At 44.1% G+C, this 25,472-nt stretch carries 18 protein-coding genes and 1 riboswitch; of the genes, 7 read left to right on the top strand and 11 right to left on the bottom strand.

The features are described from left to right. The 9 genes from C4S61_RS11135 to C4S61_RS11095 all read right to left on the bottom strand — a co-directional run. The coding region (locus tag C4S61_RS11135) for a transposase (protein WP_146064382.1) at positions 1 to 228 on the bottom strand (228 nt) is incomplete at its 3' end. A 428-nt stretch (positions 229 to 656) separates the two neighbouring features. Beyond that, positions 657 to 2,237, bottom strand: coding sequence for a glucoamylase family protein (locus C4S61_RS11130; protein WP_103924875.1), 1,581 nt, complete (start codon positions 2,235 to 2,237; stop codon positions 657 to 659). Positions 2,238 to 2,372: 135 nt separating this feature from the next. Beyond that, positions 2,373 to 3,860, bottom strand: a complete 1,488-nt coding sequence (locus C4S61_RS11125; protein WP_103924874.1) for a RagB/SusD family nutrient uptake outer membrane protein — start codon at positions 3,858 to 3,860, stop codon at positions 2,373 to 2,375. 14 nt (positions 3,861 to 3,874) lie between these two features. Beyond that, positions 3,875 to 6,877: a SusC/RagA family TonB-linked outer membrane protein gene (locus tag C4S61_RS11120; protein ID WP_103924873.1), complete on the bottom strand. Its 3,003-nt coding sequence runs from the start codon at positions 6,875 to 6,877 to the stop codon at positions 3,875 to 3,877. 240 nt (positions 6,878 to 7,117) lie between these two features. Next, a complete protein-coding gene (locus C4S61_RS11115; protein ID WP_103924872.1) occupies positions 7,118 to 9,010 on the bottom strand; it encodes a 7TM diverse intracellular signaling domain-containing protein in 1,893 nt (630 codons plus the stop codon). A 470-nt stretch (positions 9,011 to 9,480) separates the two neighbouring features. Then, on the bottom strand, positions 9,481 to 10,467 hold the full coding sequence (locus C4S61_RS11110) for an ABC transporter ATP-binding protein (protein WP_103924871.1): 987 nt from the start codon (positions 10,465 to 10,467) through the stop codon (positions 9,481 to 9,483). A gap of 3 nt (positions 10,468 to 10,470) precedes the next feature. Continuing rightward, positions 10,471 to 11,490: an iron ABC transporter permease gene (locus tag C4S61_RS11105; protein ID WP_103924870.1), complete on the bottom strand. Its 1,020-nt coding sequence runs from the start codon at positions 11,488 to 11,490 to the stop codon at positions 10,471 to 10,473. 333 nt (positions 11,491 to 11,823) lie between these two features. Further along, positions 11,824 to 12,024 (bottom strand): helix-turn-helix transcriptional regulator, encoded by a 201-nt coding sequence (locus tag C4S61_RS11100; protein WP_103924869.1) that lies wholly within the window; start codon positions 12,022 to 12,024, stop codon positions 11,824 to 11,826. A 400-nt stretch (positions 12,025 to 12,424) separates the two neighbouring features. Continuing rightward, the gene (locus C4S61_RS11095) at positions 12,425 to 13,600 is read right to left on the bottom strand and encodes an ABC transporter substrate-binding protein (protein ID WP_103924868.1); all 1,176 of its coding nucleotides are present in this window, start codon (positions 13,598 to 13,600) and stop codon (positions 12,425 to 12,427) included. 101 nt (positions 13,601 to 13,701) lie between these two features. Beyond that, positions 13,702 to 13,939, top strand: a riboswitch (cobalamin riboswitch). Between C4S61_RS11095 and C4S61_RS21820 the strand changes: the two genes are divergently transcribed. The 3 genes from C4S61_RS21820 to C4S61_RS11085 all read left to right on the top strand — a co-directional run bounded on the left by C4S61_RS21820 (position 13,904) and on the right by C4S61_RS11085 (position 16,981). After that, entirely contained in the window at positions 13,904 to 14,062 is a 159-nt protein-coding gene (locus C4S61_RS21820; RefSeq protein WP_160111230.1) for a hypothetical protein, read from the top strand. Its footprint overlaps the riboswitch before it by 36 nt. A gap of 22 nt (positions 14,063 to 14,084) precedes the next feature. After that, the gene (locus tag C4S61_RS11090) at positions 14,085 to 15,929 is read left to right on the top strand and encodes a TonB-dependent receptor plug domain-containing protein (RefSeq protein ID WP_103924867.1); all 1,845 of its coding nucleotides are present in this window, start codon (positions 14,085 to 14,087) and stop codon (positions 15,927 to 15,929) included. Then, positions 15,926 to 16,981, top strand: coding sequence for a YncE family protein (locus C4S61_RS11085; protein WP_103924866.1), 1,056 nt, complete (start codon positions 15,926 to 15,928; stop codon positions 16,979 to 16,981). Before C4S61_RS11090 ends, C4S61_RS11085 begins: the two co-directional genes overlap by 4 nt. Positions 16,982 to 17,344: 363 nt before the next feature. Here the strand turns inward: C4S61_RS11085 and C4S61_RS11075 are convergent, their stop codons facing one another. Next, positions 17,345 to 17,761 (bottom strand): nucleotidyltransferase substrate binding protein, encoded by a 417-nt coding sequence (locus C4S61_RS11075; protein ID WP_103924864.1) that lies wholly within the window; start codon positions 17,759 to 17,761, stop codon positions 17,345 to 17,347. Between the two features lie 95 nt (positions 17,762 to 17,856). After that, positions 17,857 to 19,302, bottom strand: coding sequence for a S1C family serine protease (locus tag C4S61_RS11070; RefSeq protein WP_103924863.1), 1,446 nt, complete (start codon positions 19,300 to 19,302; stop codon positions 17,857 to 17,859). A 221-nt stretch (positions 19,303 to 19,523) separates the two neighbouring features. Here C4S61_RS11070 and C4S61_RS11065 point away from each other — a divergent pair, with 221 nt between their 5' ends. The 4 genes from C4S61_RS11065 to C4S61_RS11050 all read left to right on the top strand — a co-directional run bounded on the left by C4S61_RS11065 (position 19,524) and on the right by C4S61_RS11050 (position 25,468). Then, positions 19,524 to 20,690, top strand: a complete 1,167-nt coding sequence (locus C4S61_RS11065; protein WP_103924862.1) for a 1-deoxy-D-xylulose-5-phosphate reductoisomerase — start codon at positions 19,524 to 19,526, stop codon at positions 20,688 to 20,690. Continuing rightward, complete coding sequence (gene rseP, locus C4S61_RS11060; protein ID WP_103924861.1) at positions 20,690 to 22,003, top strand: RIP metalloprotease RseP; 1,314 nt, start codon at positions 20,690 to 20,692, stop codon at positions 22,001 to 22,003. Before C4S61_RS11065 ends, rseP begins: the two co-directional genes overlap by 1 nt. A gap of 217 nt (positions 22,004 to 22,220) precedes the next feature. Beyond that, a complete protein-coding gene (locus C4S61_RS11055; RefSeq protein WP_146064381.1) occupies positions 22,221 to 23,441 on the top strand; it encodes a hypothetical protein in 1,221 nt (406 codons plus the stop codon). Between the two features lie 2 nt (positions 23,442 to 23,443). Further along, on the top strand, positions 23,444 to 25,468 hold the full coding sequence (locus tag C4S61_RS11050; RefSeq protein WP_103924859.1) for a Kelch repeat-containing protein: 2,025 nt from the start codon (positions 23,444 to 23,446) through the stop codon (positions 25,466 to 25,468). The last annotated feature ends 4 nt before the right edge of the window (positions 25,469 to 25,472 follow it).

The following is a 25,472-nucleotide window of genomic DNA, read 5'->3' as shown; positions in this document are numbered from 1 at the left end:
AAGCCACTGTCGCAGTGTTAAATTACTGTTTTCCATTACTGTACCGCTTTTCAAGCTGGTTCGGAATTCACATGTTTTGCACTGGAACATATTTTTATTGTGCAACCAATAGTGATCCTTGCCCTTGCACTTTTTGCAAACCACACCTTCGTGCTCTCTTTTGGCTTTGAAAAAGGTGATGCAGGATTCTTCATCTGGAAAACGCTCCTCAAACTTTAAAATATTCATGGTCAGAACCGTTGTTTTGACCAAGTAACCCCACTTTTAGCTGATTATCAAACCATTGTCACGAACTGTCAGTATATAATTCGGCTACTGGCAGAATTCCGTATATTCATATTAAAATAAATTGGGAATCTATTTTCATCAAAAAAGGATCAATTCTAATTCCAGTTTGAGTTAGTTGGTCTAAAGTATTGAGAAAAGCGCCTCCAAAAATAATGAACTCCTACCTCTCGACTCCAGCAATCTTTTTCTAACTAAAATGGAAGGATTTTAAACTAAAAAAGAGGCTGTCTCAAAATGCAGCTCGGTGTCAGCCTGAGCACCTGACCAACGCGAGTTGGACAGTACGAAGGCCATTTCCAGTAATTGGGGCTACATTTTGACTACGCTCCATGTCACAATTAGTAATTATGAGACAGCCTCTTTAAATCTTACCTGCTTGGAGTGCTGAACCCCAATTTTTTCAGCCCCTCTTGTACTTCCGGTGCGCCCATAAACAGCTTCCATCCCAGACCCGTTCGGTGGTTTTCTATCATCGCAATCATGGGCCCCTGATCGATCGCAAGGTATCGGGTTGGGAAAAAGTCATGATGTGGACTCATTGCATCGTAAAATCCATATTTTCCAAGGACTTTTTTACCATAGTTGTAATAGAGATTTTTGATGACCTCCATGGATTCTTTTGGAGTATAAGGAATAGAGGAAACAGCTGCGGTAGGAGAAATGACTCCTGTGTCATTGCCCGGATGATGTGCATTGTAAAAGTTGATCGAGTACGAAGCGGTCAAGCCCCAAAGTGACTCCCCGTATCCTTTGAAATTCCCCGGATTCTCCAGACACCAAGCCCGATTGATGAGGGTATGGTTGCGGTTTTCCTGTTCATAGTCAGCATATCGGTCTTTCAGTCCCATGGGATTCAATCCTAAATAGGAGTAATGAGCCCAGAAAAGTGGTCCTCCTTTTTCTTCGGCCCCGTTGTGTCTGAGTTGGAGCGGATAGCCGTAGGCTAAATTATTAGCTTGGATACCTCCATTTCTTGCCCAGCCTTTGTGGTAAGCTGCCGCATCGATGGTGTGAGTAGGCGAAGCTGCCGCTAAAACGTAGGTGATCAGGCATTCATTGTAGCCTTCCAGCGCAAAATTCATGTCCCAACCATACTCCGGTGACCAGTGCCAGTAGAGCACATCCTTGCCGCCCTGTGTGTGCCAAGTCCAGTTCATTTCTTCCCAAAGCTTATTGATGCGCGCTGCAAGCACTTTCTCAGAATCTGTTCCATGTTTGTAATATTCTCTAACAGTAAGGAGTCCCTGCATCAGAAAGGCCGATTCGACCAGATCTGCACCATTATCTTTCTTTCCAAAAGGCTTGGTTTTTCCTGTTTTTCCGTCGATCCAGTGTGCCCATATTCCGTTGTAGCGATCTGCTTTCTCAAGAAAACCCACGATTCTTTCCATTCTGGCCAGGCCTTGCTCCCGAGACACCCACTCCCGCTCTATCCCTGCAATCAGCCCAAAAAGTCCAAATCCTGTTCCTCCTGTGGTAACGATATGCGCATCATTATCCGGATATTCCCCATCGAGGTGAATGCGCTCGGGTGCCATACCTGAGTTGGGCTCGGCTCCGTGCCAGAAATATCTGAAGGTGTAATAGGCTACCATATCCAACAATTCCTCGTCCGACATTTTTCGGGTTGCGGTTTCTTTGGAAGCTAAAACCAGCGTATCCTGTGACCGATTTGCCCGGATTTGGTAGCTCAATTTCAGATCACTTCCCAGGTCGGATACAAAGTCTAAGTACAGTGTATCGGTAGTTTCTCCCCGAGGTGTAAAGGTCTCTCCATCCAGGCTTACCCAAACCGAATAGCTTACGGCAGCATCTGATGGATTCCATCTGAGTTCTACATGGCGATCGTATGGATCTATTTCCAAAGTCCCCAATTCCACAGGTTTATTTTGGCAGGCAAAAAGCCCCAAAACGATCAAGATGGGAATTACTATTCGTGTGTGGTTCATTTTAGGTCTTTTTTAAGAATGAAAATACCCGAATTATCCCGATTAATTGATCTTCAGGACAATCCGGGATTTTCAAGGATTCAATAGGGAAAGTGAAAGTTGGGTCTAACTTTCACTTAATTCAGAATTTGACTTTTAATATCCTGGATTTTGAGTTAGCGTGCCTCCACTGATATCAATTTCTGACTGTGGAATTGGGAACACTTCATGTTTTCCGGCTGTCCAATTGATACCAAGGGCGCTGAATACAGCCTGTGCCTGCCCCTGTCGCACAAGGTCAAAGTACCGGTGTTGTTCCATGGCCAACTCTACTCTGCGCTCATGCCAGATAGCTGTCCTGAGTTCCGATTGATTGGTAGTAGTGACATCCGGGAGGATATCAGGATTGCCCTGCCGGGCACGTGCTCTTACCTGATTCAAATAATTTAAGGCCTCTCCACTGTTTCCAAGTTCATTGGCTGCTTCTGCGGCGATCAGCAATAAATCCGCATATCTGAACAGACGGATATTTGCTCCGCTGTTGCCAAATCCAATCGGCGGTCGCTCAGGCACCCAAGCTTTTTTGCTGAATCTGGCTCCTGCACCCATATTAGGATCAGCCCGTACAATTTCGCCTGTGGAAAGTGTATCGCCATTGGAAATCACTGTCGCACCTAAGCGCGGGTCATTTTCCTCATAGGCAGCGATCAGATCCGCCGATGGACTGTTGAATCCCCAACCGTTATTGGGATTTCCCCGGATTCCCTGGACTTCATTAAACTGGGATCCGCCACCGCCTTGCTCCAAAGCAACGGTAGACACCTCGAAAATACTCTCTGAACTGTGCTCCCCTTCTCTTCTGAAGATGGCTTCATAGTTTGGAAAAAGCGCGTATTCTCCACTATTGATTACCTCCTGAGCAAGTTGAAATGCTGCCTGGAAATCATTTTGGAAGAGGTGAACTTTAGCCAAATAAGCCTTAGCCGCACCTGCAGTAGCTCTTCCCAATTCGGAAGCGGGGTATTCTGATTTCTCTGGGAGATTGGCTATCGCAAAGTTGAGATCCTCTTCAATGAATTCATAGATCTGAGCTGCCGGTACTCTCGACTGTCGGTATTCATCCGGGTTCAACGGGCGGTCGATCAATGGAATATCGCCATAAGTTCGTACCAAGAAGAAGTAGAAGTAGGCCCTGAGAAACCTGGCTTCTCCAAGAAGGCGAGTCTGAAGTTCAGGATTCATCTCGATGTCAGGCACATTGGCGAGTACCTGGTTTGCTCGGAAAATACCTTGATAATATCCACTCCAGATTCCATTTACAGCGGTATTGTTTGCATCAAACGTAAAGTCATTGATGTCCTGTAGGAATCCGGCATCTCCTGGGACAGACCCCTTATCCGCATCGTCTGAGGCGATATCAGTGATTCCGACGTAAGAAAATACGTGAACGTTAAAATTGCGAAGGTGTGAATAGATGGAATTGACTGCCTGCTCGGCCTGAAGTGCATCTTTAAAGAAGTTATCAGAGGTGAGTTCTCCTTTTGGAGCTCGGTCAAGAAACTCATCGCCGCAGGAAACTAATCCTCCGAAAACAGCGAGACTCAGCGTAACTGTGAAAATTCGATTTTTTATATAGGATTGCATGATGATCTTTGGGTTTAGAAGTTGGCAGAAATACCTATGTTAACAGTACGGGCGATTGGATATAAACCTGAGTCATAACCCGTTCCCAGTACATTACCCCCTCCGATTTCAGGAGTGTAGCCGGAGTATTTGGTCAAAGTAAATAAATTGGTTCCGGATAGATACAATCTGAAATTCTGTACCTTGAACCGATCCAAAGCCACAGTTGGGAAGCTGTAGCCGATTTGAATGTTTCTGAGTCTTAAGAAGGAACCTTTCTCAATAAACCGGTCTGAAACTTCATAATTGTGTCCTCCGTTGGTGACCCGAGGTTCCTCATTACTGGTGCCTTCTCCTGTCCATCGATCAAGAAAGGAGGTTTCGAAGTTGTATGTGTTGAACCGAACCTGCTTTTTGGAATTGTAGATTTCATTTCCCACTGTTCCGTTGAAGTCTGCCCCGAAGTCAAAGCCTTTGTAGTCAAAGCCCAGGTTGAAACCAAAGATCAAATCCGGAATTGGGCTTCCCAGGATCACCCGATCATTGTTATTCACAACTCCATCACCATTGGTATCCTCAAAAATCAGATCACCGACTCTTTCGGGACCTCTCTTGGGGGTATTGGCCAGTTGTTCTTCATTTTGAAAGACTCCAGCCGTTTTATAGCCGAAATAATGCCCAATGGATTCTCCCACGATAGTCCTCGAACCCAAAAGCCCACTGATTCCTACTGCACCACCGAAGATGGCCTCATTTCCCTCTCCGATATCCAATACGCTGTTGTTGACCGTAGAGGCCACAATTCCGAAATTGTATCCAAAATCCCCCTTTTGCTCTCTCCAGTTTAGGCTTAGGTCAATTCCTTTGTTTTCTACTGAAGCAGCATTCACGATTGGATTATTGGATGCGCCAACGTACGACGGGATAGGTACGCCTACCAAAATGTCGTTTGTTCTTCGGTAGTAATAATCCAGTTCACCGGTAAGTCGGTCATCAAAAAAGCCAAATTCCAATCCTAAATTGGAGGTGATTGTTTCTTCCCACTGAATAAATGGATTGGCCAACCTGGTCAAAGTCGCACCATAAATCAGCTCTTCATTTACTCCAAAAACTGCATTTGTATTTCCTGTGACTACCGGTCGACCTTCGTAAAAAGCGATTTTATCGTTACCGATGATTCCCCAGCTACCGCGGATTTTCAGGTTTGAAAGGAAGTTTTGATTTTGAAGAAATCCTTCTTCAATCAGCCGATAGCCCAAAGCGATGGATGGGAAATTGCCAAATCGATTTTCTCTGCCAAATCGGGAAGAACCATCCCGTCGGAAAGTACCGGTCACCAAGAACTTGTCTTTGTAAACGTAATTTGCTCTGAAAAGGAAGGAAAGCATGGCCCAATCTCCGGCTGAGTTTGAATTGGTCTGAGAGGTAAGCTCGCCGGCATTCAGATACCAAAGCGAGGGGTCTTCTCCGGGAAGGTTTCTGCGTCCACCTCCCAGAGATTCTTGATAAAATGACTGGGTGGTCACACCACCAAGGAGATTTATGCGGTGATCATCCCATTCTTTGTTGTAATTGACCGTATTTTCCCAAAGGATATTTCTCGCTCTGCCCGTATTGACTGAAATGGAATTTTCCGGGTTTTGCTGCGTAGGAGATACAAAAAATACGGGTGTGAAGTTTTTGCCGTCCCGAAAAGACAGGTCTAGTCCAAAATTACTTCGGAAAGTAAAATCCTTGAGGAATTTGACATCCATAAAGAAATTTCCGACACTTCGATAATCATTGGTTTGATTGTTTGAATTGTATTCAAATTGTGCTACAGGATTTCCAACTGGAGCAGTATTGGTAAATGTCCCGTCTGGATTTCTAGGGTTGAAAATGGGATATGCACGATAAGCGTTGCCTACTACTCCCGGTTCATTCTGCTGGTTGAAGTAAATGAATGAAAAGTTGTGACCGAATGTCACTGCTTCTCCCAGTTTGTATTGATTGTTCAGGCGGAGGGTGAGTCGTTCGAATTCTGACTCTTTTACGACTCCTTTTTGATTAAAATAATTGACGCTCAGGTTGTAGGATGTATTGGCATTTCCACCGCTTGCTCCAAGATTGACGCTGGAAACCGGGGCATTTCTGAAGATCTGATCCTGCCAATCCGTACCTACTCCGTAATCGTTGACGTCATAAATTGGCTGATTTCCCACATTTTGCTCCAACTCGTTGGCCAACTCCGCAAATTGCCGCCCATTAACAAGATCAATTTTCTTCGCTACTTGCTGTACTCCTGTGAATGCATCGATGTTTATTTTCCCTTTGGTATCAAAAGATCCGCCTTTGGTAGTGACAATTACCACTCCGTTTGCTCCTCTTGACCCGTAGATCGCGGTAGCCGAGGCGTCTTTGAGTACTTCCATGGATTCGACATCATTTGGATTCAAAAAGTCAATGTCATCCAAAAGCATCCCGTCCACCACAAACAAGGGAGATGAGTTATTTAATGTACCCACCCCACGGATCCGAATGGTAGTACCTGCACCCGGTGCACCTGAATTGGAAGTGACCTGCACCCCGGATACTCTCCCTTGAAGGGATTGGGTGACATTCGAAACCGGAAGTCGGTTGATTTCCTCGGATTTGATTGATGAAATAGCTCCCGTCAAATCACTCTTTCGCTGAAGACCGTATCCCACCACTACGAATTCGTCCAAATCGGAGGTGTCTTCGGCGAGGGTTAGGTTGATGACGGTCTGATTGTTTACCGGGATTTCCTGACTGATAAATCCGACAAACGAAAATACAAGCACAGCGTCTGAGGGCACATTTAAGGTGTATTTGCCATCCAGATCTGATACTGTCCCCACAGCTGTACCTTTGATGACAACATTTACTCCGGGGAGGGGTTCGCCTGTGGAATCGATAATGGTACCCTGAACCTGGACGGTACTTTGGGCCAATACCTGTGTCCCGAATAGCAAACAAAGCACGAGGAACAAAATGTGAACCGAACGATGGGGGTTCACACGCGGTAGTAATTTTCTCATTGGTTTTGGGTTTGGTTTAGAGTGTAAACAAGTCAAAGACTTATTATCCTAAATCTAGAGTACCAATCCACCCAACTAATCAGATTTAAAGGAAAAAGAGCTTGAATTCGTTCCGAAATCGATTGCTTTCTGACTTATTTTTCCTCTTTTGATTTCAAGTAAATTGCGCTTTTTGGTCTAAAAATCGCACTTTTAATATTTTTGTTCCCTCTTCAATAGCAGATAGGAAAATATGCCTGATTATAGGAAATCCAGTGCTTCGGCAGGCTGTTTCTCCATCAATAAATCATCCCAGGTATGTGATGTTTTTCCTGTTGACTCCAGGATTTGCCTTACCTTCATCCTGAAACTGCTGATGGCGTTGACCCGCAATTCCAGTAGGGCAGAAAGTTGCTCTAAGGTTAAATTCTCCTGTTCAGAAATCACCAAGTAGGCAATAAAAAAGGCCTTCTCGAGGGGGATTCTGATTCCATGGAAAATCGTACCGGCTGTCGGAGATTCAGTATGACCGCATCGACCACATCTCCTGCTGAAGAGTTTTGGGGCTTTGGATTCCCGACGGTGTCCGCAGGACTTACATACATATCCCCGTCCCCATTTCACTTCGTCCAAGTAGCGTAAGCAAGCTGAAGTGTCCGGGAATATGACTTTAAATTCCCCAAAGTTCATTCGCTTATTTGTGATCCTTGCCTGCATACTTTCCTTCACTTGAGATTTTAGCTTCCAGATGTCTTTGTCCAGCAGCGAATTGATTCGCTTGATTTCCTCGTCTTTTTCAAGGATTTTTTTGTTGTATTCTTCCAGAAGTCTGTTTTTGGATTCGAGTTCTTTAGTTCGTTCTGCTACTTTTTCTTCCAACTCTCTGTTGATCTTGTCTTTCAACTTGGCATTTGCCTCTGATTGCCGTAGAGACCTTCTGAGGGCTTGGTCCTTGGTTTCTTTCAAGATTTTAACACGATCTCCCAGTGCCAAAGTCAGTAAGAGCATTTCGATCAAAAAAGCAATATGCAGGCTGTAGTATAACACGGTGCCGTGTGGGATGACTGCAGTCTGTACCATCACTTTCAGCATCAATCCGATAAACAAAATGGAATATGCTGCCACAAAAAGCCGGGCGACTTTGTAGCCTTTGATTAAAACTTGGATGCTGGCTATCAGGATAAGCGAAAAAGGAACCACATCATAAACCTGGATTTCAAGAAGACTGGGGAAAAACCAAAGTCCTACTAAAAAGAGCAGCGATTTCACAGCTAAAAAACCGATCAGAATTCGATAAAATATCCGGTGCCTGTGTTTGAGATTCAAAAATTTGACAGAAAACAGAATGGCGAAGGTGATGATGAAAAATGCAAAAACTCCCGTGGCATAAGAGTTCCAAGATGGATTCTCAGGCCACAGGTATTGGAATCCTATTCCGTCCAGAGCCATGGCAAATCCCGCTACGCTTAATAAATAGAAGACATAATAGAGGTATTTTACTTCTCTTATAGCACTGTATATCAGTAAATTGTAAAGTGCAATGATTAGGATCATCCCGTAAAATATCCCATAAAGGAAATATTCATTCAAGGCATAAAAGACAAAACGGTTTACTGACCGAAAAGCTATCCGTATATCCGCCTTTTGTGAAGAGCGTATCTTGAAATAATAATTATCGACTCCTTCCGAACTATTGGAGACAGGGATTTCAAAATTTTTATGGGCAAAAAGTCGATGATCAAAGGGATTTTGATCTCCCAAATCGACTTTTTTTACTCCGTCTGCACCGGGGATATAGGCTTCGATTTCATCAATAGTCTGGTCATAAAATTCCAAAATCCAATTTTTCTCACTTTGTGGCTGTTTGAGGATAGATACTTTTACCCAATAAGTTCTGTCGGTTTCAAACTTGTTTTTGGAAAAATCCGGATTCACTTTGAATTTCTGTTGAAAATCCGGGAGTAAAACCTCTTCAATTTTGAGGGAATTGGAAGGATCTTCATAAAATTCCAATTGATCGATGGCATAGATTCGCTCTTCCAGTTGATCATTGATGGCAAAAGTAAATTCTCCCGATATTCCTTGAGCCGCAGCGTTTTGAATTAAAAAAATCAAAGCAACGGAAAAAATCCCTTTGGTGGTTAAGATACTCATAAGATAGTTGGATTAGCCCCTGATAAAATGGATCTGACTTTTATAAACGCTTATCCATAATTCTTAGTTTCTTTCATATTCCATTTGATTGAAGTATTGAATTGGTAATACCGGACTTTGTGCATTTCTTAAGGTGTATTCGTTTAGCCACGTACCCAAATAATGGTAGGATTGAGTTCCTATTAGATGTGTTGTGGTCCGATAGCTACCAGACTGTTGAGAGAATCCGTATATAAAATACCTCAAATCTAATTCACTTGGATCAGTGCCAAGGGACATAAAAAAAAACAAACCTACCTGTGAGACAGGTTGAAATACCCTTTAGAAAAGCACTCAGAAAATGGAATTTTTAGCTGTGACACGCTAAGACACTTTCCCAAAAAGATTCCATCCTTGGCTGAAAGGAGGTGTGTTTATTAAAAACAAAAAGATAGGTAGACTAAATATGGTGATTATTTCAAGTTAAACATTTAATTATGCTCATTGAAATGATCAATCATGGTAGCTATCAATTGAAATTTTTTCCCCTCTGAAACTATCGTGAAGGGCTCTTTGGTCACGGATACAGGATGACTCAAGTTTAAAATCCCCGCTTTTCTCAGTGCCTTCTCAACCCAAAAAACCAATTCAGGCGGTCCCTCAATTTCAAATCCCGAATCCCGAATCTCAAACTCTATTTTTCCCCGATCGAGACTAAATCGATATTTATCGCCAGGAAGTAATTGATTGATCTTACCGGAAATGATCAAGTCCTCGGGCTTCCCCGAGATCAAAGGAGTTCCGCAGTTGAGTAGCCAAAACCGATCTGCAGTTTCTATTGCGATATCCAAATCGTGAGTAACTACAAGAACAGCTTTGCCTTTTTGCGCGGCAATATCCCGGAGTAATTCCATGATTTCAAATCGGTTGACCAAGTCCAGATGTGCCGTTGGTTCGTCCAGGATCATCAGTTTTCCATCCTGTGCCAAAGCTCGGGCAATCATCGCCTTTTGGCGCTGTCCGTCGCTGATTTCGCTCAAGCGCTCGTCCCGGAGATAAGCAATTTTGGTGTCTGAGAGTGCTTTTTCGACGATTTCTCTATCCAATTTGTTCAATTTTCCCGACCAGCCGGTATGGGGTGTTCTACCTAAAGCGACGAGTTGACCTACCGTCATATTTCCGGGGAAAACCGGATCTGTCAGCACGACAGAAATTCGCTTGGCAAGTTCTTCGATTCCAAGGTTTTCGAGGGATTGATTATCGATTTTAAGCTCACCTTTCCAAGGTTTGATTTGACCCAAAATAGCCTTGATCAGCGTAGATTTCCCCACGCCATTAGGTCCAAGCAGGCAAGTAAGTTCACCCGAATAGAGCTGAAAGTTGAGATCATTCAGGATTTCTTTTTTGGCTTTTTGATGAAAATAGCCAAGCGTCAAGTCCTTGCCTTCCAGTGCGATATGTTGCTGATTTCTTGCCATTTTTTAAAAATCCCTACTAAAGTTCCGTTTCAAAATCAAGCCAATCACAATCGGCGCTCCAACCAATGAAGTGACCGCATTGATCGGTAAAGTGCTTGCAAAGCCCGGAAGTTGACCCGCTGCATCGCAGAGCAACAGCAAAATCGCCCCGATCAGAGCCGATGCCGGAAAGAGAATCCGGTGATCCGAACTTTTCCAAACGATTCGTGCAAGGTGTGGAACTGCTATTCCAATGAATGCTATCGGTCCACAAAAAGCGGTAATTCCTCCAGCCAAAATCCCGGTACTTCCGATCATCAACCACCGCATCTTTTCGGTTCGGATTCCCATGCTCTTTGCGTAAGATTCGCCCAGCAAAAGCGCATTGTAGGATTTGATCGAGCTGAAAACCGGGATGCATCCAAGGAGAATCAACACACCTAAAATCCCGACTTGAGACCATCCTAAAGCGCCCAAACTTCCCATCGACCAAACGGTGAAAAGCTTCAATGCTTCGGCTCCTGAGAAGTACGAAAGCACTGAGATCACTGCCGAAACTGTCGATCCAAACATCAATCCCACGATCAAAAGCGTCATGCTGTCTTTGACTTTCCAGGCCACCAAACTGACGGCCGATAAGACCAATCCGGCTCCCAAAACACCTGCAAATGCAATCGCCCAGGAATTTACTCCGCTCAGCGCAAATCCAAAAGTAGATCCCGCCAGCATCAAAATCGCTACGCCCAAACCTGCCCCCGAACTGATACCCAAGACAAAAGGACCTGCCAGTGGATTTCTAAAAAAAGTCTGCATCTGAAGCCCGCTGAGACTAAGGCCAATTCCTGCAAAAATGGCCACAAGAGCTTTTGGGAGTCGATAATTGATAATAATTTGCTCCCAGGAGGATTTATTCCATTCTCCTGAAAATAGCCCTGTGACAATCTCCCCAAACGGAATCCACACCGAACCCAAGCTCAGATTGAGCAAAAAGCTCAGTCCGAGAATGGCAATGGCGATGGGGAAAAGGTAAGGGCGGTTGGGCATTAAATATTTTTTTGGAAGAGGTTCGTGGAGACACGACCCTCGGCGTTAAAGGTAGGGGTGTAGATTCATTTTATCGATTAGAGTGGTAGGTGGAGACACCGACCACGGCGTGTGATGGTTAGGCATTAAAGTTTATTTTGATGGAGGTTCGTGCTTGCCTTGCAGAAAGGCAGGCGCGAACCTTGTTACAAAGGTAGGACGCAGATTTATTTATTATTGGTTGTGTTCGGTGGAGACACTGACCATGGCGATAGGAAAAAGTGATTTTTTGGATTCATGGAGTGAATTTGTCTATGGTTTGCGGGGACAATGGACAAGGTGGAGGTCATTTCGTCAAGATTCAAGATCAACCACACCAACCTGCTTTCCAAATAATACCAATACCTGATTCACCTTATCGAGCCGAAGCGTTTTTTTTCCTTGTTCGAGATCTCGGACAAACCGCAAACCTACACCTGCCTTAGCCGCAAGTTCTTCTTGGGTTAGCCCGACAGACTTGCGTTTCTCCTTTAAAAATGCTGAGAAATTTGCCATTTATTATACCCTTTATGGTATAAATTTAATTATTTTATTTAAAATATATCCGATCGGGTATAAAAAATTAATATTGAAAGTAATTATACCCGATCGGGTTCTTTAAAAAGGTTCATCGATTTATTTTGATTTTCCGAAATGACACCAGTGTCCGAATTTTATTTTGATTACACCTCGACTTAACTCGGTACCCGTTGATATAATTTAATAGGGAGGGGAGGAAAATATGGCGCAGCCGCATTTTCCTCCCTTCCTTGTAACCCATGACTCGGTGGCCGAGCCCGGTCACTGAGCTTGTCGAAGTGTCGAGGCCAGATTGAAGTATTGGTAAGAAAGCAGATAATGATCTAATTTAAAAGTGGTTTGTGGGGACACAAACCACGGCGACGGTGGGATCGGGTTACTTGCCTGCATCGAGTTTCTGATAAAAATACAACTCATATTCCGGCAAAAGTTCCGGGTGGAGGATTTTGATCAGATCTTTGAGAATCAAGTCAGGCCGAACGTAACCCAACTCGAAATATTCCAGTCCTCCTGTTGCGCCTTTTTTTGCGGTGTAGGTATAAACTTCACCGTTTTTCCAAGGTCTAAAAGCCCGATACCGAGGTTCCGAATTTCCCATGGCATTCAGGTCTGCAAAGTCTGACGAACCGATCCAAAAGTCAGTTTCCAAGCCCTTGTCCAAGACAAATTCATAGCTGAGTTGCAGACTTCCTTCACCACTTTGGTCAGCAAAAATGTAGCTTCCGCCCGCATTTTCAAGGATTCTCGCACCCCAACTATCCGCTCCCGGAGCATACCAGATATCCTGATACATTACGCCGCTGAGCACTTTCGGTTTGCCTGTTTCAGGCAGATTTGCTGTGAGTTTTTCGGCATGCTGATAAGCTTTTTCAATATCCTCAAAAACCGCCACCGACTCTTCGTGTTTCCCAAGCAAAATCCCGGTGAATTTGATCCATTCTGCTCGTCCAAGCGGGTTTTGCTCGACATATTCTCCATTGATTACAGCAGGAATTTTTGCTTGCGCAAAGAGATCCAAATACCTCAAATCTTCTCCCAAAGTCGAAATCATTATCCAATCGGGTTGCAGGTCGATGACCATCTCCGGGTTGGCTGATGGACCATTCCCCAAGTCAGTGACTTTTCCGGAGTCGATCAACTCCCTGGTTTTTTTGGATGAAATCAAATCTGTTTGGGGAAAACCGACCAGTTTTTCGCTTGAATTCAGCAAGTCCAGATGCGGAATATGGGTGGTGGAAGTCATTACGATTTTGGAAATCGGCAGCTGAACTACGGCATCGAATCCCGTTTTTTCAGCCTGGGAATTTTCCTCCAAAACCAGGTAGCGAAATATTTTTTCAGCTCCCGGGTAGCCCTGTGTCACATGGATTTCCCAAAAATCTTTTCCTTGAAAAATCTCAAATCCCTTGGCGTAGTTCAGGGCAATCTGAGTTTTTTCAACGACGGATTCAGGTTTTTTTCCGCAGGAAATCAATAGAACAATGCTCCAAAAGTAAAGAAGGTAAGCTGTTGATTTTGAGTGGAAAATGTTGTTTCTAGATTTTTTTAACATACGGATAACCTGACGAAATATTCTGCCAAGGTAAATGAGATAATCCCTGCTTTCCAAAATTATTGATGGTCTCCTGCTTTTTTACCAAATCAAAATCGCTTTACTTTGCTGTTGATGAAGGTTCCCCATCCGCTCGTTCGGCTCTGGGGATTAAAAGGGAATCCGGTGTAAAACCGGAGCTGTCCCCGCAACTGTCAGTCTGTCTTTTTGAGTGATCAGAAAGAAAAAAGTTTTTGCTCCACTATGCCATTGACCTTGTCCCGATTACCATCGGGACGGGACGAGAAGGCCGGCAAAAATCAGATGAGCCAGGAGACCTGCCTTGATCTGTTGATTCTGTGCTTTCGGAGGAAAAGCGAAGAAGACGTGTCGATTTCCCAAGAGCATTTTGCTGGACGGGAGAGTTTTCATTTCTTCCCATTTCTCTTCAAGGCCGATCCCGATACCTATCGGGAGAATTGAGTTTAAACTTATTCGCTCGGGCATGACCTTGTTGTTTTGGGTAGTTTCTGTGATCGGTTTTGTGCCGACTCAGGACACCGTTTCTTTAGAGCAGGTGGAGGTGTATGCGCCTCCCTTGGATCGTTTTGCCCAAGGGCAAAAGGTGGTGAAATTCGATTCTGAGTTGCTGGAGGCCTATGCTGCGCGATCCCTGGGTGATTTGCTGCAGGAGCAAAGTCCTGTTTTCGTCCGGCAATACGGAGCAGGAATGTTGGCTTCGCCATCTTTTCGCGGTACCTCGGCAGGTCATACAGCCCTTTTTTGGAATGGCCTTCCGATAAACAGCCCTTCGCTTGGTCAAAGTGATCTTTCGATTCTGCCGGTGGAGGCAATCGATCAGGCCCAATTGCATTTCGGAAGTTCGGGAGCACTTTTTGGAAATGAAGCGATTGGCGGAAGCCTGCATATGAACTCAAAAACTGATTTTCGAAAAGGATTTAGAGGAAAAATCGCACAGACTTTCGGGAGTTTTGGATTGTTCAATTCCGCATTTTCCGGAGGATTTTCTTCAAAGAAGTTCAGCAGCAAAAGTCGTTTTTATCGGCAATTTGTACAAAATGACTTTAGCTTCCGGGACATTTCCCAGCCGGGAACTCCCGAAGTGAAGGCGCAAAATGCAGCAGCGGAACAACTTGGTTTTGTGCAGGATCTGGCATGGAATCTAAATTCCAAAAGTCAGCTCAAGGCGGCATTTTGGTGGAATAAGGCCGATCGGGAAATCCAACCTGTGATGGGTTCCAATACCACAGATCAGCAGTCTGATGAGAGTTTTCGGGCGGTTTTGGATTATTTCCGATTTAGCGGAAAGTCAATTTGGAATCTTAAAACAGGTTGGATTCAGGACAAGATGATTTTCAATGAAAGTCTGAATCAAACCCGGCAGTTTTTTGCTGCTTCGGATTGGGATTTTTCCAAAGGGGACCGTCTGCAATTCAAAGCTGGCGTTCGGGGGACTTTTGTACAGGGGGATTTGAGCACCTATTCGGCAACGGATCAGCGCTTTGAGTTTTATCAGTCAGCGCGATATGATGCCTCAGAGGATCTGTCACTTTCTGTGAATCTCCGGCAATTTGCATATTTGGATAATTTCGTTCCATTTCTACCTAGCATCGGAGGAGATTGGAAGTTTTGGGAAGGTGACCAACAAGAATTTTTGCTTAAAGCTTCAGTTGGAAAAGGATTTAAAGTTCCTACGCTGAATGACCGATTTTGGAGCCCCGGAGGCAATCCGGATTTGCTTCCCGAGGAAAGTGTGTCCGGAGAAATCGGGCTGAATTGGACCAAAACAGGAGCTTTTTCCTGGGATCAAAGTCTGACCTACTATCGAATGCAAGTCAATAACTGGATCATTTGGATGCCTCAGGGATCTGTCTGGAGTCCGGAGAATATTCGGGAAGTCCAAAATCAGGGTATTGAATATCAGGGGAAAGGAAACCGGAAAATAGGGTTAGTGGACATGGAGATTGGGCTGAGTTACACCTTTTCACAGGCTTTGGATCTCACTTCCGAGCCTACAAATCCCCGTCAACTTCCCTACACTCCCAAGCATCAAGCAAACGGATCACTTATAGCAGCCTACGCTGGATTTTCCCTGAATTTGGGGACTTTCTATGTCGGGCAACGTGCCATCGGAACGGGCAATGCGAGAGTGTTGGATTCGTATCAGCTTTGGAACGCAGGGCTGAGGTTTTCCGATCTGAAATGGGGAAAAACCCGCTTTCCGCTCAGTTTTCAAGTACTGAATTTATTGGATAAGGATTATCAAGTGCTTTATCTCCGTGCTATGCCCGGTCGCTCGTTTCAACTTAATTTAACTATACACTTATGAAGTTTGCTTACAAAAATCAGCTTGGAGTTTTAGCTCTATTTTACTTACTGGTTGCCTGCAATGATTCAGGCAACGAAAGGCCACTTGGTGCCTATGATACCGGAGTTCTAATAATCAATGAAGGGGCATTCGGTGCCAATGACGGAGAAGTCTTTCATTTGGACCCCAGTACTGGTATTCTGAAAGAAAACGTGTTTGAAGCCGAAAATAACCGTCCCTTTGCTGGACTATTGGAGGATATAGTTCTCGAAGAAGAACGGCTCTACTTGGTAGCCAATACGGGTAAGGTGGAGATCGTGAACCCGGGAGATTTTAAGTCAATAGGTTCAGTCATAGGCGATTTGGATATTCCCAGATCATTAGCCACAGCTCAAGGTAAGCTGTTTATTTCTGATTATGGACCCTACGATGCGAGTTTTGCTACGCCGGATTCTTACATCGCGGTGGTCTCCGGATTGGATGGAGGTACGGTAAAAAAGAAAATTGAAGTCTCCAACAAGCCTGAAGACCTGTTTACTGTTGGGAAATATGTCTTCGTGGCCGGATCAGAAGAGGGGAAAATCGAAATCATCGATGCGGAGACTGAAACAGTCATCAAAACCATCGAGGTGGACGGAAGACCTGTTCAGTTTTTTGAAGAGCGGGGTGATTTGTGGGTTTATGCTTACGATTCTGAGCAGGTTTACTTCCAGTCATTTCACTTGTCCGATCTGACCAAAAAAGAATACCGGGCTTTTGATATTTCCAATGCGACGCGAAGCATTGCTTTCGGAGAGGATGCCAAAATGTACATTTTGACCAGTACGGGCTGGCCCGATTACAATGACGGTATCGCGGTGGTTTCCATTAATGATGGGGAGACACTTATTCCGGAATGGAAAACGGGGTCAGGCTTCTATGGGATAGGATACGATAAGGAGCGACAGGAAATCTACGTCGCTAATGCGAAGGGATTTCAGGGAAATGGACAGGTGACTGTCTATTCTAAATCAGGAGCTGAAGTCAATACGATGGAAGTGGGGAGAGGGCCTTCGGGGTTTGTTTTTAGATGATTTTCAGATTGGAAAATTGAAATATTGCAAGATTGAAAAATTAAAGGAGGCTGTCTCAAAATTACCTATTGTTACATTGAGCGTAGTCGAAATGTGGCCAGATTAACTGGAAATGGCCTTCGTACTGCCCAACTCGCGTTGGTCAGGTGCTCAGGCTGACTCCAAGAAGCCTTATGAGACAGCCTCTTTTTGAAAAAAATTTTCCGTAGACCTGACTGCAGGCAGGCAAGTTTTTCACAGAAAAGGCACAGACCTGCCTGCAGTCAGGTTTCCTCGGATTTCTCTTCCTCGTACTCAGGAAATAATTTTCACTTGAGGTGTTGAACTTTTCTGCCAACTGGCACTGCCTACTGATTACTCTCATTACTCCTCCAGCTTTTTCACCATTGTCCGCTCAAATCGCTCCAAAAGCCTGATGTATCTTTTACGGATGTTTTCCAGAAAGTTGGATTGCGTATCGATGGTATAGACTGGGTTATACTGGATTCGGTCGATGATCATATCGAGCCAGCCTTTGCCATCATCAATCAATTCGGCATGGAAAGCCTCAACCGTTGCATCTCGGGACCCAGAGAATGGACCTTTTTTTAGTTTTTCGAAAAATTTGGAAATAACTTTCAGTGCCAATTCGTGGGCTACTTCGAAATGGGTGATCAAATCTCTGGATTGGGTTTCGGTGTACCCGGTTTTTTCGCCTCGGCTGGCATAAATGACGAGTTCCTCCAGGGCCGTGCTGAATTCTTCGAGGCATTGTTCACAAGTTTGGGGTAAGGTTTTCATTTTAGGCTTATTTCTGTTTTTTCAAATTAGAAAAAAAATCTTTCTGAAACGAAATAAATGCGGTTGGTGATCTCGGAAGTCAACCGCATTTTTATTTACCTCACATTATAGCTCTGCATAAAGGGTTGACCATTTGGTGCCACTCCCTCGAGTCGTAGTTTTCCGCTGAATTCTTCCAGGTATTTGCCTGCTGCTTTCGGGTCTTTGGCAGGGATTTGATTGATATGAGTGATGACAAAGCCATCCCGAAAGCCCAGATCCCGCAGATATCCTCTGGTCATCGAAGTAATCTTCACCCCATAAGGAATTTTGAGTCGATCCCGTTCGATGGTATTGACTGCTTCAAGTTTTGCCCCTAAAAGAGCGGATGTGAAAAACTCACGCTTGATCACTCCCTCTCCGCCTTCCAGATTCTGAAGGGTTAGTTGGGAAGTTTTTAGATTACCGTTTCGCATGTATTCGATCGTTACTTTGTCTCCCGGGTAGAAATAGGAAAGCGCCTCCTCAAAACTTCCCTTACCGGTAATCTTCCAATCGGCGATTTTGGTAATCACATCGTCTTTTTGAATTCCGGCTTTTTCTGCAGCTCCGGTGCGAAGGATATGCGTCACGATGACTCCATCGAGTGACTTCAGTTTCATCTCCTCGGCTAATTCGGGAGTCAATTCCACTACGTCGATTCCGGGAATTGCCTTTTGCACTTCGCCATATTTGATCAGGTCATTGGAGATTTTCAGGGCAATATCCACAGGCACTGCAAATCCATATCCGGTGTAGGAACCTGTTCGGGAAAGGATCGCGGTGTTGATTCCGACCAATTCACCATTGACATTGACCAAGGCACCGCCGGAGTTTCCAGGGTTGATGGGAGCGTCGGTTTGGATAAAGCTTTCCAGAGGAAAATCTCCACCCAGAATATTGATTTGTCGCTCTTTGGCGGATACGATTCCCGCGGTGACCGTCGAGGTCAAGTTGAATGGATTGCCTACTGCCAGCACCCATTCGCCGATTTTAAGGTTTCGGCTATTTCCTATTTTAATCTCCGGCATGTTCTGAGCCTCAATTTTGAGTACGGCGATGTCCGTGTTTTTGTCTGTTCCGACCAGTTTGGCGGCATAAGTTCGCTTTTGATGGACGACTTCGATGGTCTCAGCCCGGTCGATGACGTGATTATTGGTAATGATGTAGCCGTCTTTGGAGATGATCACACCTGAACCCGTGCTGACTTGCTGCGTTGGCCCAGTTCCAAAGAAATAGTCAAACATGCTGTAGCGTCGCGGATCTGTCCCGGAGAAGTTTTTGATAAAAACGACCGATTCGGTGCTGTTTTGAGAGGCCTCTACAAATGAAACCGGAACTTCAGTTGGAATAGTTGAAGAATTGGATTGTAAGGAGGATGCAAATTGCAATTCACGACTCTTCGGTTCGATGACTGTGGATTCCGCAGGTTGAGGAGAATTGATTTCCACAAGAGACCAACAAGCCGCTCCGGCAATCCCTGCCAGAAAAGGCAATCCTATTGATTTGATGAGTGAGTTCATAGTTATTAGTTTACTCATTTAGCGAGTTGATAGTTGCTAGCCCTATATTTCTTCACAATTTTTAAGTTGATCATACTTATAATAAAAACCAAAAATCATCCCAAATCCCAAAAAGTGACGGGATGTACAAGGAAAAGTCTGGTCAATTGGTAATTTTGTCAGCCTGAATCAGAACTTTAGCAAAAAATTGAAGTCTTGAGTCAGATTGTAACCCCCTTCGAATGACAGAAATTAAGCGTGTAGCCATCCTGGGTAGTACCGGAAGCATCGGAACTCAAACCCTTGAGGTGATTCGTCAGCATCCCCAAATTTTTTCGGTTGAAGTCCTTACTGCCCAGAATAACTGTGATTTACTGATTGCTCAAGCTTTGGAGTTTAATCCAAACGCCGTGGTCATAGGTAATGAATCTAAGTATCAAAAAGTCAAAGAGGCACTCCTTCCTCATGACATTAAGGTTTTTGCAGGGCAGAAGGCCATCGCTCAAATCGTCGAAATGGAAACCATCGATGTGGTCTTGACCGCAGTGGTTGGGTATTCCGGTTTGATTCCCACCGTAAATGCGATCAAAGCAGGTAAACAGATTGCCTTGGCGAATAAGGAAACCTTGGTTGTAGCCGGCGAAATCATCACGGCCCTGGCCAAGGAAAACCGGGTCAATATTTTCCCGGTGGACTCTGAGCATTCGGCGATTTTCCAATGTTTGGTGGGAGAATACTATAATCCGATCGAGAAGATCATTCTGACTGCTTCCGGGGGCCCTTTCCGTGGAAAGGATCGGGCTTTTCTTGAAACAGTCACCCGCGAGCAAGCCCTCAAGCATCCCAATTGGGATATGGGTGCCAAGATCACGATCGATTCTGCCTCCTTGATGAACAAAGGTCTGGAAGTCATCGAGGCAAAGTGGCTCTTTGGATTGAAAACAGAGCAGATTGAGGTTGTCGTTCACCCTCAAAGCATCATTCATTCCCTGGTGCAGTTTGAAGATGGGTCAATCAAAGCACAACTTGGCCTGCCGGATATGCGTATCCCGATTCAGTTTGCGCTCAGTTTCCCGGATCGGTTGAAAAGCGACTTTGAGCGTTTCGATTTCACGAATTATCCGCAACTGACCTTTGAGCAACCGGATTTAAAAACGTTTCGGAACCTTCAGCTGGCATTTGACGCTTTAGCAAAGGGAGGCAATGCTCCATGTATCCTAAATGCAGCGAATGAAATTGCTGTATCAGCTTTTCTGAATAAGGAAGTGGGATTTCTGGAGATGTCCGACCTGATTGAAGAGGCTTTGGGAAAAGCAACTTTTATCCAGTATCCAAGTTTGGAAGATTATATCGGCACAGATGAGGAAGCAAGAACAATTACAACTCAACTAATTAAGCGTAAAGTATAATGGAAACATTGATTATGGTGGGCCAATTGCTCCTGGGATTATCGATCCTGGTAGGGCTTCATGAATTGGGTCACTTGCTCACTGCCAAGATGTTTGGCATGCGAGTAGAGAAATTTTCGATCGGATTTCCCCCCAAAATCGCTGGTTTCCAGTGGGGAGAGACCGAATATTCAATAGGAGCGATTCCTTTGGGGGGGTTTGTGAAAATCTCCGGTATGGTGGACGAATCCATGGATACCGAGCAGATGTCCTCAGAGCCACAGCCTTGGGAATTCCGATCCAAACCGGCCTGGCAGCGACTCATTGTGATGCTGGGAGGTATCATCGTCAATGTGATTACAGGGATCATCATTTTTGTCGTATTGGTTTACCAAAACGGAGAAACCTTTTATTCCAGAGATCAGGTCATCCAAAACGGGATCGTAGCCTATGAATATGGGGAAGCGATTGGTTTCAAGACCGGAGATAAAGTATTGGACATCAACGGAGAGCCTTACCAAGGGATCAATGACCTGACCAGCGGATCAGCTTTACTGAGCGAAAACGGCTACTATACCGTGGATCGCGATGGTGAACAAATTAAAATTGAAATCCCTCGCGGTTTCATCAATACTTTTGACAGTGAGGAGGCTTTTAGCAAATTTGTTCAGATCCGTTTTCCCTTTGAAGTAGGGGCGGTGGAAAAAGGAAGCGGAGCAGAATCTGCAGGAATAAAGCCGGGGGATAAAATTCTGGCAGTTAACAATCAGCCGATCAAGTACTTCGATGAAATGCAATCAGCACTTCGGCCTTTAGTGGGAAAGACTGCGCAAGTGGTCAGACAAAATGAAGCCGGCATTGATACCTTGGCTATTGGCGTTACTGATGAAGCCCGAATCGGCATCGCTGTACAGACACTCCTTGAGCCAACACGTAGGCAATATGGCTTCGGCGAAGCAATCAGTAAAGGAACATCCAGAGCATTTGGCGTGGTGATAGTCAATGCCAGAGCCCTAGGGAAAATGTTCACAGGCGAGGTTTCTGCGAAAAATGTAAGTGGCCCTGTAGGTATGGCCAAAATCTACGGTTCCACCTGGGATTGGACGAAGTTCTGGAGCATCACCGGTTTGATTTCGATGATTTTGGCCTTTATGAACTTGCTGCCCATACCTGCTTTGGACGGGGGACATGTGGTATTCTTGCTCTATGAAATGGTCTCCGGAAGAACGCCATCGGACAAGTTTCTGGAAAATGCCCAAAAGGTCGGTATGGTGATCCTACTGGCCTTGATGGTCTTTGCGATCGGAAATGATATTTTGAAGTTGTTTGCTTAATTGAAGCATTTTCAATTCTATAAATAAATCCAGATCATTTGATCTGGATTTTTATTTACTGGAAATCAGATAATTATAAAAATATTTTAATCGCCTCAAAACATATTTTTGTAATTTAAAACTAAGATCGCTTCTTTGTGTGAGTTTCGACCAGTAGGGGATGATATCAATGGTTCATCGTCATGTGTTGATACTTTTTACCCTGATTTGCGATCACATGATGGTTCTAATTTCCAGACTTTTCCAAGTCTTTTTCCTGCTGATTTTTCTCTCTGGCTATCAAGCTTTTGCTCAAAGTTCCGCTTCTGTCCAAGTGGAAGATTATGTTATTCTCAAAAACGGACGGCGGTTTGACGGAACCGTAATGAGGAAACTTGGGCAGTTGGATTTTGAACAAATTGAGTTTCTCAGAAGGGGAGAAACGGAGATTTATACCCCCGAAGACATTCAAGCCTTCGGATTGGGAACAGGGGAGTATTTTAGGAGCATGGACTTGCCATCCACCCCGGTGAAGCGATTTGTTCAGGTATTCTATGCGGGTGAGGTGATTTTGGGAAAGGACCATGAAAATTTTTACGCAGGTTCGGAGGGTGATATGAAGCTTTTGACGGGCAAATCTGAGCCTGACGGCAAAGGGACAGAGAAATCGTATAAGCTTACTCTTTCGAAATTGCTGGCAGGAGATTGCCTAAGACGGGTTTCAGGGCAGATCCGAAGTTCGAAGTTGAATGAAGATGATCTGGTGTGGCTATTTCGAAAGTATTATGATTGCAAAGGGGGCGACTTCACTTTCTATGGAAAGGCAAGACCTCCCTACCTTCTTTCTCCCATTGTAAGAGTAGGCGTATTTGAATCCGGGATCAAAAGCCATATTAAAAATGGAGATCGGAAAGATGTGCTTAATTCTTCGCCACTGATTCAGGGATATGCCGGTTTGAGCATTCATTCGCTCCGAAGATATCCCAGATTTTCTGCGGATGCAGGTCTTTCTTTTGAATCTTCACAGCTCACTTGGGAATCACAATATGTAGGTTCTTCCATTAAAGTAACAGGAACTGAGGAGATGAGTCATTCCTTCATTTCCCTGCCTTTCCTGATTAATTACTCTCTGTTTAAAACCAGAAAAAAGGATTTTTTCGTCGGGCTGGGTGCAGGATACGGCATTTCTCTTTCCAACTCGGATTTTGCAATTCAGGAAGAGCTCGTCACCTATTCGGATAGGATCCTTTTGGAGGAAGGAAGTTTTACCACTATCAGGAGTGGAGGCTTTTTTTATCAAGCTCAAGCAGGATTTTTGGTAAATCTACCCTCGGAGAGAGCGCTTACTTTTTCCGTCCTATTTAGGCAATTGGGGGATTATTATGTGGTGAAGGCAGGAACAAATACTGCCAATTACCACAAGTTGGATTTTGGTTTTGGTGTTGGATTCCGATTTTAAGTATGAGAAATATAGGTAAGTACATTGCATTTTTCTGGGTTATTCTGTTCGTTTCCTGCGAAAAAGAAACCTTGGAGCCGCGCACAAATCCTCGGTTTAGTGTCACCATCATTCAGGAGATCTCTGCCTCCGGTGTACAGTTCGGAGCGGACATCTACGATTATGGAAATGAGGAGATCCTGGAATATGGATTTGTCTACACCCAGTCCACTGGCGCTCCCAATTTAAATCAGGACGATTATGTAGGCGCTCAGGGGCGTCCTGAGGCACATTTTGAACTCGTGGGCAATCATTCCATGACGCTGGGGAAGAAGTATTACGTTTCGGCATTTTTGAGGACATCCACCTCGTTGGTTTTTTCAGAAGCCATGGAATTTGTAAGCCAAGGATCGGAAGGATTTATTATCAATTCCATCGAGTGGCCGGAGGTAATCTATAGAGATCAAAATCTTGTGGTAAAAGGTCGTCGCTTCAGTAGGCAACAGGCTAACTATAAAGTAAAATTAGGTCAATTTGACCTTTACCCCAATTTGGTGGATTCCACCACGGTCTTACTACCGCTTCCTGAAGGATTGTTGACCCAGACTACGGGACAGGATTTAGAAATGGAATTAAGGATAGAAATCAGTGAGAAGGTTTACACCGAAAAGCGAGTGCTGAAGTTTCAGGAGCCGGAGTTTGAGAAGCAGGAGGTTCAGAAAATAAATTTGGATGATGAGGTGGTTATTAAAGGTGATTATTTAAATGTTGGCTTTTACAAAATTTTGATAGAGAATGTAGGAATGATAGAAGAGAATGCCTCGAAAAATGCCTTGTCATTTTTTCCTTACGAAGATAAAAATTTTGAAAATTCTGATAAGTCTAACCCTAATATATCAGTAATTGTACGAGGGAAAACTTACCAATTAGGTGAAGTTTTTGATTTAAATCCGTCTAAGGTAGATCAAGAGGAGATTGTCATTGACCAGGACTATGTGGTCATCCCAGGAAGTAACTTTAATTACAAAAATCTTAATGCGAATCAAATTTATGATGAAGCCAATAGACCTATAAATTTTATTTTGGACGAAGTGACTGCTTCATCTTTGAAACTATATGCGCGAGGGGCAACATTCCCCAAAAGGGACTTTAAGGCACGGGTAAATAATTTTGGTAAATTTTCTAATGAATTTTTGATAAAGCTTGAATATCCCAGCATAAACCTTCAGACCAAAAACAGGCTACTTGTCAACACGTATTTTGCCCGAGGTCAGGCAAACGAAACAGGGTATGTCCTTACAGATTTGGGAGTAATTGAAGAGAGTCTCACTGATGGATTTTCAAATAAAGTAATAGCTAGTCTTCCTGAGCTTGAAACAAACATCTTTGGAAGGATTTCTACGTTTGTGGGAAATGACTTTCTGTATGGAGGTGGCATAGCGTACCAGACGGGCAAAATAAATCCATTATTTTATTTTTCGACAGAAAGCAAAACTTGGAAGAAAATGGCCAATCTCCCCAATGGAAATGGGTCCTTTAGAAGGTCATACCCTGTGCAGGATGGATATATTTTTGAATGGGGGATGAAATTCGACCCAATCAATAACAGTGAGGAAAATCAAGAGCGGTGGAGGTATTCTAAAAGTCAGGATAGTTGGACTCAATTAACTGACTCCACTCTTCCGGAAGGTCGGACCTACCTGATCTATAATTGGAAGGGGAAGACTTATGCGATCTTTCAAGCCAATATGAGTTCTTATGGAGAATTTCAGGAGTTGACAGGAAACGGAACTTGGCAGACAGTGGGGAAAATCGATAATTACATCGGAACTACATTTAGTAATCCAATAATTATTGAGAACAAACTTTATCTTTTTCAAAATGGTTCTGAATTGTATGAAATCAACTTGGATACCTTTCAGGTAAAGAACTCATATTTTGGTGTTGGAAATATAACTTATTATTCAGCATTCGTTTTAGGTAAATCAATTATAGTTCTTTCTTCAAATTCACTTGCTACCGATATCCGACCGGATTTATGGCCTTGATTTA

The sequence above is a fragment of the Algoriphagus boritolerans DSM 17298 = JCM 18970 genome (assembly GCF_900108085.1).
Taxonomy (GTDB): domain Bacteria; phylum Bacteroidota; class Bacteroidia; order Cytophagales; family Cyclobacteriaceae; genus Algoriphagus; species Algoriphagus boritolerans.
Note: the sequence above shows the minus strand (reverse complement) of the source record. Positions and strands in the feature narration are given on the sequence as shown.